The sequence below is a fragment of the Streptomyces sp. NBC_00178 genome (assembly GCF_036206005.1).
In the GTDB taxonomy this organism is placed as follows: domain Bacteria; phylum Actinomycetota; class Actinomycetes; order Streptomycetales; family Streptomycetaceae; genus Streptomyces.
The window spans coordinates 117,215-130,726 of record NZ_CP108143.1 but is presented as its reverse complement, the minus strand read 5'-3'; the positions used below and the strand labels follow the sequence as shown (position 1 = coordinate 130,726).

The 13,512-nt window shown below is 71.6% G+C and carries 10 protein-coding genes; 3 read left to right on the top strand and 7 right to left on the bottom strand.

Going from position 1 to position 13,512, the window contains the following annotated elements:
- Positions 1-409 precede the first annotated feature (409 nt).
- Positions 410-850 (top strand): VOC family protein, encoded by a 441-nt coding sequence (locus OHT61_RS00500; RefSeq protein ID WP_329033982.1) that lies wholly within the window; start codon positions 410-412, stop codon positions 848-850.
- 309 nt (positions 851-1,159) lie between these two features.
- Here OHT61_RS00500 and OHT61_RS00495 read toward each other — a convergent pair whose 3' ends face one another.
- Together OHT61_RS00495 and OHT61_RS00490 are read right to left on the bottom strand one after the other, a co-directional pair.
- A complete protein-coding gene (locus OHT61_RS00495) occupies positions 1,160-2,071 on the bottom strand; it encodes a hypothetical protein (protein WP_329033980.1) in 912 nt (303 codons plus the stop codon).
- A 496-nt stretch (positions 2,072-2,567) separates the two neighbouring features.
- A complete protein-coding gene (locus OHT61_RS00490) occupies positions 2,568-3,104 on the bottom strand; it encodes a hypothetical protein (RefSeq protein WP_443049336.1) in 537 nt (178 codons plus the stop codon).
- 221 nt (positions 3,105-3,325) lie between these two features.
- Between OHT61_RS00490 and OHT61_RS00485 the strand changes: the two genes are divergently transcribed.
- Positions 3,326-5,854: an alkaline phosphatase D family protein gene (locus OHT61_RS00485; RefSeq protein ID WP_329033977.1), complete on the top strand. Its 2,529-nt coding sequence runs from the start codon at positions 3,326-3,328 to the stop codon at positions 5,852-5,854.
- 198 nt (positions 5,855-6,052) lie between these two features.
- Here the strand turns inward: OHT61_RS00485 and OHT61_RS00480 are convergent, their stop codons facing one another.
- The 5 genes from OHT61_RS00480 to OHT61_RS00460 form a co-directional block, all read right to left on the bottom strand.
- Positions 6,053-6,685 (bottom strand): hypothetical protein, encoded by a 633-nt coding sequence (locus OHT61_RS00480; RefSeq protein WP_329033975.1) that lies wholly within the window; start codon positions 6,683-6,685, stop codon positions 6,053-6,055.
- Entirely contained in the window at positions 6,682-8,205 is a 1,524-nt protein-coding gene (locus OHT61_RS00475; protein WP_443049335.1) for an ATP-binding protein, read from the bottom strand. Before OHT61_RS00475 ends, OHT61_RS00480 begins: the two co-directional genes overlap by 4 nt.
- Entirely contained in the window at positions 8,202-8,885 is a 684-nt protein-coding gene (locus OHT61_RS00470; RefSeq protein WP_329033973.1) for a response regulator transcription factor, read from the bottom strand. Before OHT61_RS00470 ends, OHT61_RS00475 begins: the two co-directional genes overlap by 4 nt.
- A 131-nt stretch (positions 8,886-9,016) precedes the next feature.
- On the bottom strand, positions 9,017-10,684 hold the full coding sequence (murJ, locus tag OHT61_RS00465; protein ID WP_329033971.1) for a murein biosynthesis integral membrane protein MurJ: 1,668 nt from the start codon (positions 10,682-10,684) through the stop codon (positions 9,017-9,019).
- Positions 10,681-11,853: a lipid II:glycine glycyltransferase FemX gene (locus OHT61_RS00460; protein ID WP_443049334.1), complete on the bottom strand. Its 1,173-nt coding sequence runs from the start codon at positions 11,851-11,853 to the stop codon at positions 10,681-10,683. Before OHT61_RS00460 ends, murJ begins: the two co-directional genes overlap by 4 nt.
- Before the next feature lie 191 nt (positions 11,854-12,044).
- Between OHT61_RS00460 and OHT61_RS00455 the strand changes: the two genes are divergently transcribed.
- Positions 12,045-13,238 carry a L,D-transpeptidase gene (locus OHT61_RS00455; RefSeq protein WP_329033970.1) on the top strand — a complete coding sequence of 398 codons (1,194 nt, stop codon included), beginning with the start codon at positions 12,045-12,047 and terminating at the stop codon, positions 13,236-13,238.
- Positions 13,239-13,512: the final 274 nt, after the last annotated feature.

Sequence of the window (13,512 nt, the reverse complement as noted above, 5' to 3'; positions counted from 1 at the left end):
CCGGCCTGCGGCGGGCCTGCCGGGACTCCCCCTGCTCCGGGTCACGCGATCACGTGGCGGCCTTCCGCAGCGGCGGCAGCTTGCTGGCCGCCGGGGTCGATACGCCGAAGACCTCGTGCGGATCGGCGCCCCGGCCGGCGAGGCTGTCGAACGCTCGCGCGACTGCTGAGCTGCTTGGGCGGGAGGTGGGTGGGGGCACGCCGTGTCCAGCCGTGGCCGGGTAGCGGCGATCTGCGCCGTGATCACCCGCGTCAGTTGCGCACGGTGGTCCGTTCTGCTGCGACGATGCCGGGGGAAGAGCCGGCAGTTCGTAGTTCGATGGTCAGAGGATGTCGAGAACGCCTCGCCGCCTCCGTCCCAGGGATGTCAGCGGCCACCGGCGGCCGCGCGAGGAGAAGGAGAGGCCAGCATGGCGATTCACCGGATGGACAACGTCGGCATCGTCGTCGAGGACCTGGACGCCGCCGTCGCGTACTTCGAGGAGCTGGGAATGGAGTTGGAGGGACGGGCCGAGGTTCAGGGCCCGGTCGCCGACCAGTGCACCGGACTCAGCGGCGTCCACTGCGACATCGCGATGCTCCGAACCCCCGACGGGCACAGTCGGCTCGAGCTGGCGAAGTACCGCAGTCCCGCGGTGACCGACGCCGGACCGCGCAACAAGCCCCACAACATTCTGGGCACGCACCGTGTCATGTTCGCGGTCGATGACATCGAGGACACGGTTGCCCGGCTGCGTCCTCGCGGCGGCGAGCTCCTCGGGAAGATCGCCCGGTTCGAGGACAGCTACCTGCTCGCCTACGTCCGTGGCCCGGAGGGGATCATCGTCGGACTCGCCGAGCAGCTGAACTGAGGGCGGCCCGATCCGGGCCACGCCGGTCACGCGGCGCCCGTCGGTCCGGTTCCGCCAGGCTTCGCGACAGGGCGCCTGGTTCTGGGCGCCGAGGCACGACGCGACGGCACGGACGGAGCCGTGCGCGTCCGGGCGGCGGGGCCGCCGGGGGCAGGCCGCTGCGCAGCCTGCGCCGTGGACGGCAGCGCGGGGGGCTGCGCGCTGAGGGCGGTCAACTGGCCTTCGTCCGGGCGTGCCTGAGGGCCGTGAAACCCGCCCGTGCCCGGGTGGGCGTGAGGTACGCGCACGCCTCCCTCGCAGGGTGGCCGGTCAGTCGCCGGCTCGGTTCGGCCGCCTGGTGAAGCGGCGCAGTCCTCTCCGGGTGGGCTTCAAGGGCTGGTCCTCCGGGGCGACCACGCTCGGAGCCGCAGGCAATGACGGCGCGGGAGTGGGTGCCGGTCCTCGGACATGCCGCACGCCTCGTGCCAGCCGGCTCCGGACGGCTCGAGCCATGGCGTGATGGGACTCCTCGTGCACAAGCCCCTCTGCGGCCAACCGCTCCCACATATGGAGCAGTTCTTTTCCTCTGGTCGCCACCTGGCCTTCGTCCTGGAGGCGTTGCCACGCGGCAGTGGCGCGAGCCACCTCGGGTGCAGCGCGATGCGGATCCCTGCCGCAGCGGATGCGCGCGACCGTCAACGCGAGCACGGTGGAGATCAAGTAGTCGCCGCGCAGATAGGCGATGTACGCCTCGATCGCCCTGGCCTCCAGCGACAGCTCGTCCTCGGCGCCGCGGCGGAGCGTCAGGTGCTCCCGCAGTGCGCCCGCGAGGACGAATGCGGCGTGGAGTTCCTCACGCCGGGCGTGCTCGATGATCCGCTCGACGCGGGCGAGCGGAGGAAACGCCTCTTCCTCCGCCATGGTCCGCTCACGCCCCGGCGGCAGGTCATCCTCGTCGGCGATGGTCCGGCTGGACCCATCGGGATGCACCCGGAGCCGCGCGACCTGCCGCACGCTCCGGTCGATGACGGTCGCCGCCACCGGAGCACCGAGTGTGCGGGCGAACATGGCAACGGCATCCAGGATCGCCTCGTTCGCCGGCCGCGTCCCCCCCATTTCGAGCAGATGGCCGTTGACCACTGTCGATCCGTCCTCGGCGACGTAGGCGTCGAGGCGGATGAGCGGAGGAGCGCTGAGCGCGGGCAGGTTCCTCTTGTCGCGGGGTGTCAGTGCGTGAGACACCGTTCAGGCTCCGGGTTGCCGGGGGCGGGTATGACAGCAGTTGGCGACGTCGTGTCGGTGCGTCCGGTCATGGCACGTGCGCGACCTCTCCGCCTCCGAGGGACATGTCTGCCTTTGTGGCGTCAGCCTAATAGATGATCAGGTACCTGGGGAGCACGTCATAGATGATCAGGTACCTGGGAGCACGTCCCGGACGTCCGCGCTTCGCGGGTCGTCCACCTGTGCCAGTACTTCCATCGGCCCACGCACGCAGCGGTGTTGTCTCAACCCGCGCCGGCTCGCGGTCGGCGCGCTCCACCGCACGGCGGCGCCACGCCGGCTCGTCCTGAAACGCCTGCCGCGGTCGTCGACGCCCGCGGACCGCTCTTGCGTAGCCGTGCTCACGAGGGATCCCGCGAGCGGAGGGGCTACCTCAGGATGCGCGCGGGAGATCCGGCGGGGGCGTCCGGTTGCGGCTGTCCCGCATGCCGCGCCCATGGCGATGACAGCCGACGGTCTACTCGATCAGAGTGTCCGCGATGATGACCGCCAGACCGATCAACATGTCCATGAACCCTGCCCGGCACGAGGACAGCCACCCGTACCCGGCGGTGCGGGCGGCCCAGGTTCCCCAGCCGAACAGAGCGACCGTGTTGAGCAGCAGGGCCGTGTCGGCAGCCGCGGCCTCCGACCACCACCCGGCCATGGCGGCGAGCAGCATCGCCACCGTCGGCAGGACGGCGGCGACCAGCGGCCACTCGGCGAGCACCAGTCGCAGCCTGCTGACGGTGGTCGCCCCGTCGGCCGACGCGCGCAGGGCGATGACGTGCGCGTACCCATGGGCGGCGCCCGCCGCCAGCGCGGTGAGCAGTACCCACAGGGCGTCCGGTCCAGGATCGGCATCCTCGCCCGTCCCGTCCAGGGCGGCCACCAGCGCGCTTGCCAGGACGAGGCCGTAGATGCCGCTGAACAGTGACGACTCCGTGGGCCGGTGAGGCAAGGCCATCGTCGGCAGGACGCCCTTTCGGCGGGCGGGATCGGCGCGGTGGGGCATCGCATCGCCTCGGTGCGGGGAGAGGGCTGTGTCCGGACATGATCACCCGTGTGACGTCGGGGGACGCGGCGCCACGCGCGAAGCGTTGCGGGGGCAGATGTGGCCGCGGCCGGCGACGGCTGCGGATGGTGCCGCCGAATCAAGATCGACCGGATCCGGACATACGCCGTTCGCCTCGCGGCCAACCGGTCGGTGATCTTCGTGTTGCAGTCTCACGCACCATGACCAACCCCTTGAGAACACTCGACAGGCGCCAGTTCCTCGCCCTGGCCGGCGGCACCGTCGTCGCCCTGACCACCACTCAGCTCAGCGAGGCACTCGCCGCCCAGGCCGCTGAACTCGACGTCGCGCCCTTCACCCTCGGTGTCGCCTCGGGTGACCCCGACCATGAGAGTGTCGTGCTGTGGACCCGCCTGGTGCCGGACCCGCTGGACGCGGAGACCGGTGGCATGCCGGCGGAACCCGTCGACGTGCGGTGGGAAGTGGCGCGCGACGAGGGGTTCAGGAAGGTGATCCGGAGCGGGGCCGTCTCCGCGCTGCCGGAAGCCGCCCACACCGTGCACGTGGTGGTCGACGGTCTCGCACCGGACCGCTGGTACTGGTACCGGTTCCGGTCCGGCGGGACGGTCAGCCGCACCGGACGCACCCGCACCCTGCCGGCGCAGGGAAGGAAGGCGGACCACATGCGGTTCGCCGTCGCCTCCTGCCAGTCGTGGACGGGGGGCCGCTACGCCGCCTACCGCGACATGGCAGAGCAGGACCTCGACTTCGTACTCCACCTCGGTGACTACATATACGAGACGTCCGGCGGCAGCCTGGCCGAGTTCCGCCGGCTGCACGCGCTCTACAAGACCTCGCCGGACCTGCGTGTCGCGCACGCCCGATTCCCCTTCATCCTCACCTGGGACGACCACGAGGTACAGAACAACTACGCCGGCGACGTGCAGGGCGCTGCCGGTGACGGCCGCCCGTTCCTGGAGCGGCGGGCCAACGGCTACCAGGCCTACTACGAGCACCTGCCGATGCGGCCCGCGCAGAAGCCGAAGGGCCCCGACGCGCTGATGTACCGCAAGGTCCAGTTCGGCCGGCTCGCCGAGTTCAGTGTGCTCGACACCCGTCAGTACCGCACCGACCAGGCCAACGGGGACGGGCGCAAGCCCCGGACTCCGGACGTCTGGGACCCGGCACGCACGATGACCGGACCCGGGCAGGAGAACTGGCTCCTGAACAACCTGGCCACCTCGAAGGCCCGTTGGAACGTCATCGCCCAGCAGACCATCATGGCGCAGTTCGACTACGACCTGGGACCCGAGACGATCGTCAACCTGGACCAGTGGGACGGGTATGCGGGCGCCCGCGACCGCATCCTCGACTTCATCGCCGAGGAGCGGCCGTCCAACCCCGTCGTGCTCGGCGGTGACTGGCACACCCACTGGGTCAACGACCTCAAGGCCGACTTCGACGTGCCCACGTCCGAGACCCTCGCCACCGAGTTCGTCGGCACCTCGATCTCCTCGGGTGCCGGCTGGGACGCCGACGTCCGAGCCGGCCTGCCCGCCAACCCGCACGTACGGTTCTACAACGGCACGTATCGCGGCTACCTGATCTGTGACGTGACGCCCGAACGCTGGCGTTCCGATCTGCGCATCGTCCTCGCCGCGGGTGACGGGGCCTCGCCCGCCTACACCATCGCCGCGTTCAAGGTGAAGGACGGCAAGCCCGGGGCCCGGCGCATCGACGCGGGGGACGGACTCGTCGGCCGGGTGACCAGCAAGGCCACGGGCCGGAGCGCACCGAATGTCCAGGTCGCGGTCAGGACGCCGGACGGAACGGCCCTCGGCACCAGCATCACCGACCCTGACGGTGAGTTCCTGGCCTTCGCGCCACCCGGCGACTACACGGTCACCGTCAACGGCGTCGGCTACGAGCCGGAGACCGTCGCGGTGAGCGTGCGCGCCGACAGGCAGACCCGGGTCGACATCGCGCTGCGCCAGGCGGCGGTACGCGCGGCTGCCGGCCGCTCGGTGCCGGGCCCGCAGTCCCAGGCGACGGCCGGTGACCTCGTCCTGTCCAACAGCATGATGGCCATGGCGGTCTCGGCGGGTTCGGAGGACCCCCAGCTGTCCGGCGTGACGCTCGGCAAGCCGCTGGACCTCGCGGCCGTCGGGCACCTGGACCAACTGGACTGGATGAACCTGCCCTACGCTTCGGCCGCCCAGCCGCGCGGAACCAACGCCTGGCAGCAGCTGACCGTACGCTCCACGGCGTTCGAGGTGCTTTCTGCGGACGGTGCCGAGGCATCCGCCCGCTTCACCGGCGTCAGCACCCAGGTGCCGGACATCCTCGTGTCCACCACCTTCACCATCCGCCAGGACGAACCGTGGGTCGCGGCCGGCACCACCTTCACCAACAGCGGCACGGTGCCGCGCAGCTTCTGGGTGGGCGACGTCCTCGACCACGACGGGGCCGGGCAGCGCAGCGGCGTGTCCGGGCACGGGACCATCACGGCCTCGGCCCCCGCGGACTTCACCCCGACCCAGCCGTGGATCGGCATGACGGGTTCGGACGCCCAGACGTACGGCCTGCTCTACGACGAGCCGGGCTTCACCGCCTACGCCACGGGTATCTGGGTGATGAGCCAGCGCAGGATCACGATCGAGCCCGGCGCCACGTTCACGCTGCGCCGCAGGATTGCCGCCGTCGACAACGGTGGCGCGGCCGACCCGTTCGCGGTGCTCGCTACCCTGTGACGGCTGGAGCAGGGGTCATGCCGTGGGTGCGTGTGGAGGGGTTTGCCCACAGCCCGCTCCGGCAATCCGTAGCCCCTCCTTCACAGTGGCGAGGGGCGTGTCGTCCGCGCGGGTGAGCTGTTCGAGGGCGCCGTCGGAGAGGGGGCCGGGGTGGCAGTGGACACCAGCACCTGGTGTCGGGCGTGGGCCGTGTTCGCGTCAGCCAGGATCCCCCGCGACGGTGCTCGCGGCCCGCTTCTCCGAAGGCCCGGACGGCGTCGGAACCGCCCACGCATCGCACCGCTCCGGCGCCCGGGCGCCATCGCTCCCGCGGAGCGTCACCATGACAGTGCCGTCGGTGCTCTCGGCGAACGCGATGGTGCAGACGAGCTGGCGTCGGGCCGCCTCGGACAGACCGCTCAGCGGGGCCGCCGCGGCGACGTCGACGCCGTCACCGGAGCGTGAGACGCGGACAGCGGTATGCAGGGCGGCCAGGGCGGGATCATTGCGCAAGCCGGCCCTGCGCTCCGCTTCCTGAGGGCCCGCCGCCAAGGCGGCGACGACCTTCACGGTCGGCGGCCGTCCGGCGTCCGCCGAGCCCTCCCCGCTCTCCTCCTCGCCACCGTAGTCCTCGCCGAACCCCGTCGCGTCGCCGCCGCCCACCACCCGTGGCACCGGCATCAGCGCGCCGTCGGGGGAGAGGAAGAAGAGCATCATGCGGACCTGCCGCGCCGGCAGTACGTCGATGGTGGCCGGGCCGTTCGCCCCTATGACATCCGTTTCCTGGATGCCGCACGCGGTGAGGGCCGCCAGAGCCGTCGCCGCCGCCGCGATCCGGAGCAGCTGTCTCATTCGGCCGCCTCTTCCGTGTGGTGGGCGCGCAGCGGCAGCTCGACCGTGAAGACCGCGCCGCCCTCCGGCCGGTTCGCGGCACGCACGCTGCCGCCGTGCAGCCGTATGTTCTCCCGCGTGATCGCGAGTCCGAGACCACTGCCGGCCGAGCGGCTACGGGCCGCGTCGGCCTTGTAGAAGCGGTCGAAGATGTGCGGCAGGACCTCGGTCCGGATGCCCGGACCGCTGTCGGTGACTTCCGTGATCAGCACGGCCGCGCCGTCGGCGGCCACATCCGTGGTCAGCCGCACCGTGACGGGATCGCTCCCGTGCCGCAGCGCGTTGCCGACCAGGTTGGCCACCACGACGTCGTACCGGCGCGGGTCGAGACGGATCCGGATGCCGTCGGGCAGCTCGGTGCGCACGCGATCGTCCCAGTGCCGGTGGTGGAGGGTCTTGCGCACGGCCTCCGCGGCATCGACCTCGTCCGTGTTCAGCTCGGCGGCACGGGCGTCGAACCGGGAGATCTCGATCAGGTCCTCGACGAGTACGGCGAGCTTCCCCGTCTCCGCGCTGATCAGCCGGACCGCCCGCGCGGTGTCGGAGTCCAGATGGTCGGCGTCCTCGTCCAGGACCTCGGTGACGGCCAGCATTCCCGCGAGGGGGGTGCGCAGTTCGTGCGAGACGTCGGAGGCGAACCGGCGCGCCCGTGCCTCGGCCTGTTGCAGCGCGTCGACGGACCGCTCCAGCAGAGCGGCGGACTCGTTGAACGTGTCGGCGAGGTCCGCGAGTTCGTCGCTGCCCCGGACCTCGATACGCGTGTCCAGGTGGCCGCTGCCCATGGAACGGGCCGCCCTGTTCAGCGCGCGCACCGGCCGCAGCACACTGCGCGCCGCGACCAGCGCGGGCACGAGGGCGATGGCGAGGCCGGGCAGCGCGCCGTTCCGCGCGGCGGTGAGCAAGGCGTCGACGTCGTCCTGTTCGTCCGTCATCCGCATCACCGCGAACAGGAGGAGCCCGGTGGGCAGGCTGCCGTCACTGACGCCGGTTCTGGTGACGACGGCGACGCCGATGGTGAGGTAGGGGACGCCGTTGCTGACGACCCGCTGGAAGCCGCCGTGCGGTGAGGACAGAGTGATGCGACGCAGCTCGGGTGTGACCACCGAGGAGGTGGGTCTCGTGCCGGAGGAGACCCGCAGCGAACCGTATTCGGCGAACACGATCCAGGGGTGTGGCTTTGCCTTGCCCGCGATGACGAAGAGCGACTCCCGGAGCATCTCCGGGTCCACCGGCAGTGCGGGGGCGAGGGTCTCGGCCTGCTCGCGGAAGGACGTCATCGCGGTGTCCTGAGCCCCGGCGAGCACGGCGTTGCGCGCCTCGCGGTAGGTGAGGGCGGCAGTCGTCCCGGCACTGACCGCGGCGACCAGCAGGAACGCCAGGACGAGTCGGGAACGCAGTCCGAACGGAGCCGCCCCGCGTCGCCGGCCGGCGGGGGGAGCGGGGGAGGGGCCGCGCCGGGAGCGTGCGCGGAGGGCGCTCACAGCGGTCCGAAGCGGTAGCCGAAGCCCCGCAGGGTCTGTATGTAGCGCGGAGTCCCGGGTGTGTCCTCGATCTTGTTGCGCAGCCGCCGTACGCAGGCGTCCACGAGCCGCGCGTCGCCGTGGTAGCTGTGCTCCCACACGTGCTCGAGCAACTGCTGGCGGCTGAACACCTGTTCGGGAGCGGCGGACAGATGGAGGAGCAGTTTCATCTCGGAGGGGGCGAGCGCGACGCGGTCCCCCTTCTTGACCACGGTGAGCCCGGCCCGGTCGACGACGAGATCACCGTGGAACTCCACCGCGGGCCGGCCGCCGCCGGGGGCCTCGATCCGGCGCAGCACGGCACGGATGCGGGCCTCGATGACCTCGGTCCGCGCGGGTTTGACGATGTAGTCGTCGGCACCGGCCTCGAGGCCGACGACCACGTCGAAGTCGTCGCCACGAGCGGTGAGCATGATGATCGGGAGCTGGCTCTCCTCCCGCACCCGGCGGCAGACCTGCACGCCGTTCATGCCGGGGAGCATCAGATCGAGCAGGAGCAGATCCGGCCGGAACTCGCCGAGAGCGGTGAGCCCGGCCTCACCGGTGGCGGCTGTCCGCACCTCGTGGCCCCGGCGGCGCAGTCCGAGCTCGACGCCTTCGCGCACGGAGGGATCGTCTTCGATGAGGAGCACGCGTGACATGGACACAGTATCCCTGGGGGCCGGAGGCGGAGGGGGTCCGGAGGCGGAGTGGATCCGCTCACGGACGGCGAACCGCGACGGACGGCGAACCGCGACGGACGGCGAACCGCGACGGACGGCGGTGCGGCCGGTCATGGCCTCCGGCGGAAGCGGGCGGCCGCGCCCGCGACGACCGCGGAGATCCCGGTCAGCCGCTGGGGGCCTGCGAGCAGGAGGAAGACGGCGCCGATGACGACGGCCCCCGCTCCGGCGGACGCGGCCGTTCCACCGGGCGCCGCCCAGCGCGCGGTGACGTGTCCGAGCAGGGTCGCGGGGACGGCGGCCAGCAACAGCCGTGCCTGCGCGGCAAGGGTGGCGGAGCGCCACAGGCCGGCCGCCCGTGTGTCCTGCGCTCCGAGCCTGCGGTTCAGCACGAAGGCGGTGACGGCCCAGCCCGCGAACAGCGCCAGCGAATACGCCCCGGCGATACCGGTCACCGCCCAGCGCGCGGGGAGAAGCACGTACACGGTCACGGACAGGCCCGCGTTCAGGCCGGCGATCACCAGGTTGAGCAGGAAGGGGGTGCGGGTGTCGGACAGGGCGTAGAAGGTACGGCTGAGGACGTACTGACCCGAGAAGGCGATCAGCCCCGGGGCGAACGCCATCAGCGTGCCCGCCATGACCTCGATGTCACCCGCCCCGGCCTCGCCGTACTGGAAGACGAGCGCCGTCAAGGGCTGCGCCAGGGCGAACAGGGCGCAGGCGGCGGGGACGACGGCCGCCGCGCTCGTGCGCAGCGAGTACGCGAGGTCGCGCCGCACCCCCGCCGTGTCCCCGTCGGCGGCCGCCGCGCTCATCCTGGGCATCAGCGCGGTGACCAGCGACACCGTGATGATGCCGTGCGGTACGGCCCACAGCAGATAGGCGTTGTTGTACGCGCTGAAACCGGCACCCCCGTCGACGCCGGCCGCGTGCGCGCGCACGCCCGCGGCCGTGGCCAGCCGGGTCGTGACCCAGTAGGCCGCCTGGTTGGTGAGTACCAGCAGCACGAGCCAGCCGGCCGACCGCAGCGGGCGGCCGAGCCCGCTGCCACGCCAGTCGAAGCGGGGACGGAAGCCGAAGCGTGCCGCGCGCAGTGACGGCACCAGCGCCAGGGCCTGGACGGCGATGCCGGCGGTCGTGCCCCAGCCGAGCATCGCGGTCTCGGCCCCGGTGAGCGAACCGCCGTCGCCGGTGGCGAGGTACAGGCCGAAGACGGCTATCACGACGACGTTGTTCAGGACGGGCGTCCACATCATCGCGCCGAACCGGCCGCGTGCGTTGAGCACTTGGCCGAGCAGGGTGAACAGCCCGAGGAAGAAGATCTGCGGCAGGCAGTAGCGCGCGAAGGCGACCGTCACGGCGGCCTGCGCACCCGTGTAGTCGGTGTACGCGCCGACGATCGCCGGCGCTGCCCACACCGCCGTCCCGGTGACCACCAGCAGGGCGAGCACGCAGACGGTGAGCAGACGGTCGGTGTAGGCCGCCCCGCCGTCCTCGTGCCGCTTGGCGGCCTTGACCAGTTCGGGCACGAAGACGGCGTTGAGCGCACCCCCCAGGAGCAGCATGTAGACGATGGTCGGAACCGAGTTGCCGACCGCGTATCCGTCGGCGGTCAGCCCGATTCCGATGGCGGCGGCGATCACCGCGGACCGCGCGAACCCGGTGGCCCGCGAAACGACCGACCCCGCAGCCATGATCGCGCCGCTGCGCAGTATCGACGGGTTCCGGGGCGCCACCGTGCCGTCGGGTGCGGGCGCCGTGGAGGCCGGCGTACTCATCGGCGCGCCAAGTACGCCTGGAACGCCCGGTACAGCGCGTGGTTGGCCGTGCCGTCCAGAGGTCTCTCCCACTCGCCCAGCGTCTCGACGACCTCCCCGCCCGTGCCGAGCTTCCAGCGCAGCAATCCGTGGGAACGGTCGTCCGGATCGAGGGTCGAGGGTACCCCGCGCATGTCGTAGACGTGGGCGCCCAGGGCACGGGCATCGAGCAGCATGCGCCACTGCAGCAGGTTGGAGGGACGGACCTCACGGCGGTGGCCGGCGGACGCACCCGTCTGGTACCAGACCCGGCGGCCCACATGGACCATCGTGTGCGCGGCGAGGATCTCACCGGCGTGCCGCGCGAGGTACAGCCTCATCCGGCCGGGCTCCTCCGAGTTGAGCGCCGCGTACTGGCGCTCGTAGTACTCCAGCGACCTGCCGAGCCGGAAACCGTCGCGCTCCTCCGTGATCCGCAGCAGACGGTAGAACTCGGGCAGGTCCGCCGCACCGCCGACCACGACCTCGACCCCGGACCTCTCGGCTCGGCGGACGTTGCGTCGCCACTCCTGGTTCAGCCCGGCCCACAGGTCGTCCGGCCCGCGGCCCGCCAGCGGCACCCGGAAGACATGACGCGGCTGAGCGTCCCCGTCCTCCTCGCCGCCGCACCTCTGCCACCCCCTGGCACGCAGACGCTCGGCGACCGCCGCGCCCAGCGGATCGACCTCGCTCGCGAGCACGTCGGAGAGGCGCCGGCCGGGCCCCGTCCCGGACTTGACCCGTGGCGCGCTCCAGCGCCGGTACACCGGCGAGGGCCCGATCCGTACGGCGAAGGCGCCCGTCGCGCGCAGATGCCGCAGCAGCGGACCGAGCCAGCCGTCGATGTCCGGATCCGCCCAGTCGGCGACCGGGCCCTCCGGCAGGTACGCGAAGTACTTCCGGGTGCCGGGAAGCTGACGCAGCAGGACGAGCGCCGCACCGGACAGCCTGCCGGTCTCCTGCTCCGGCCCCCAGCCGACCAGTTGCGCGCGCCAGCCGTCCTTGACCTGCGCCCAGGACGGGCACTGCAGGAACCCGGGACCCAGCGCCTCGCCCTCCCCTGAACCCAGGAACGCGCGGTACACGGCAGGGGTGACGAGCCCCAGCGGCATCTCGTGGCCGCGGCCGGCCGTCACGAGCATTGCTGACACGGTGAGCCTCCCTTCGGGCGGAATACCGTCGATGCTCACAGCGCTCCGTGACCGCTCCGCGCGCTGTATGTGACCGGACGACGACGGTTTCCCCACGGTCGCCGTCACACGGCTGCATCACCCTTCACCTGCGTCTTCTCCGTCCTACAGTCGCTGTCATCCCCACCGATCGACCATGGACGGAGGCTCCGTTGAGCCATATACGCGTGTGTATCGCGGCAGTTGCGGTGCTCGTGGCACCGCTCAGCGCCTGTTCGCCGGGACCCCGGTCCGACGCCACGCCCGCGGGCGGCGGCCGGCACGGCGTGGAGGCGAATGGGGGACGGGAGGCGACGGTGACCGTCGTGCCCGGGGGCCGAGGAGTCCGCGCCGGCGGCCCGGTGAAGGTGACGGCGACGGGGGGCGCGCTCACCTCGGTCACCGTCGCCGACAGCGACGGCGGAACGCTGACCGGCTCGCTCTCGCCGGACGGGACGAGCTGGGTGTCCCGGCGGAAGTCGGCACCGGGCACCTCGTACACGGTGACCGCCACCACCGTCGCCGAGGGCGGCCGGAAGAGCACGGCTACTTCCGCATTCACCACCGCCGGGGCGGACAAGGTCAACAAGGTGGACTGGCGGCCGGGCACGGACACGTCCGTCGGTGTCGCACAACCCGTATCCCTCGTCTTCGACCACCCGGTCACCGACAGAGCCGAGGTCGAGAGACAGCTGAAGATCACCACCACCGACCGCACCGAGGGCTCCTGGGCCTGGCTGAAGGACTGGTCCGGCCGGGACCGGGTCGACTGGCGGCCGAAGGAGTACTGGAAGCCCGGCACGAGGGTCACGCTCCACGCCGAGCTGAACGGCACGCACTCCGGTGACGGCGGGTGGTTCGTCCGCGACTACACGACCACGTTCACCGTCGGGGCGAGCCGGACGGCCGTGGTCGACCTCGACCGCAAGCTGCTGACGTTCAAGAGGGACGGCAGGACGGTGCGCACCCTTCCCGTCTCGGGCGGGACCCCCGGCGGCGACAAGCGTTCCTGGCGGGGCACGGCGGTGCTCATGGCCAAGGAGGGCACGATCAACATGAACTCGGAGACGGTCGGCCTCGGCGACGCCTACGACAAGATGGTGGACCATTCGATGCGGCTCACCTGGTCCGGCATGTACGCCCACGCCGCGCCCTGGAACGACCGGTGGTTCGGCAGGGCCAACATGAGCTCCGGCTGCATCGGCATGAGCAAGGCCGACGCCGCTTGGTTCTACGAACAGGTACGCCCCGGCGACCCGTTCGAGATCAAGGGCCGGGACACCAAAGGCACGGTCGCGCCGGGGAACGGCTTCGGGGACTGGAACGTGCCCTGGGACCGGTGGCAGGAGATGAGCGCGCTGCGCTGAACACCGCTCTCCAGGATTTCTTCACCCATTCCTGTTGCCTCTCGTCGACCACAGCATCCGACAGAGACAGCACAGAAACCGACGAGACCGTTCCGCGCATCGTCCGAGCGCCGTACGGAACGGCCGGTCGCCGTACCGAACACACCTGCTGACACCGGTCCCGTGGAGCGGAGCCCGGCACCGCCGACCGACGGCTTGCGGGCTGGTGAACCGCCGCGGTCCCGTCGGGCGGGCGGCGCCACGCGGTTCGTGCGTGCCGGTGCGGCGGGCCGGC

Excerpts from the sequence above, each read along its gene's own strand:
- OHT61_RS00470 (WP_329033973.1), bottom strand. The coding sequence starts at position 8,885 with ATGTCACGCGTGCTCCTCATCGAAGACGATCCCTCCGTGCGCGAAGGC.
- OHT61_RS00485 (WP_329033977.1), top strand. The coding sequence starts at position 3,326 with ATGACCAACCCCTTGAGAACACTCGACAGGCGCCAGTTCCTCGCCCTG.
- murJ (WP_329033971.1), bottom strand. The coding sequence starts at position 10,684 with ATGAGTACGCCGGCCTCCACGGCGCCCGCACCCGACGGCACGGTGGCG.
- OHT61_RS00500 (WP_329033982.1), top strand. The coding sequence starts at position 410 with ATGGCGATTCACCGGATGGACAACGTCGGCATCGTCGTCGAGGACCTG.
- OHT61_RS00480 (WP_329033975.1), bottom strand. The coding sequence starts at position 6,685 with ATGAGACAGCTGCTCCGGATCGCGGCGGCGGCGACGGCTCTGGCGGCC.
- OHT61_RS00490 (WP_443049336.1), bottom strand. The coding sequence starts at position 3,104 with ATGCCCCACCGCGCCGATCCCGCCCGCCGAAAGGGCGTCCTGCCGACG.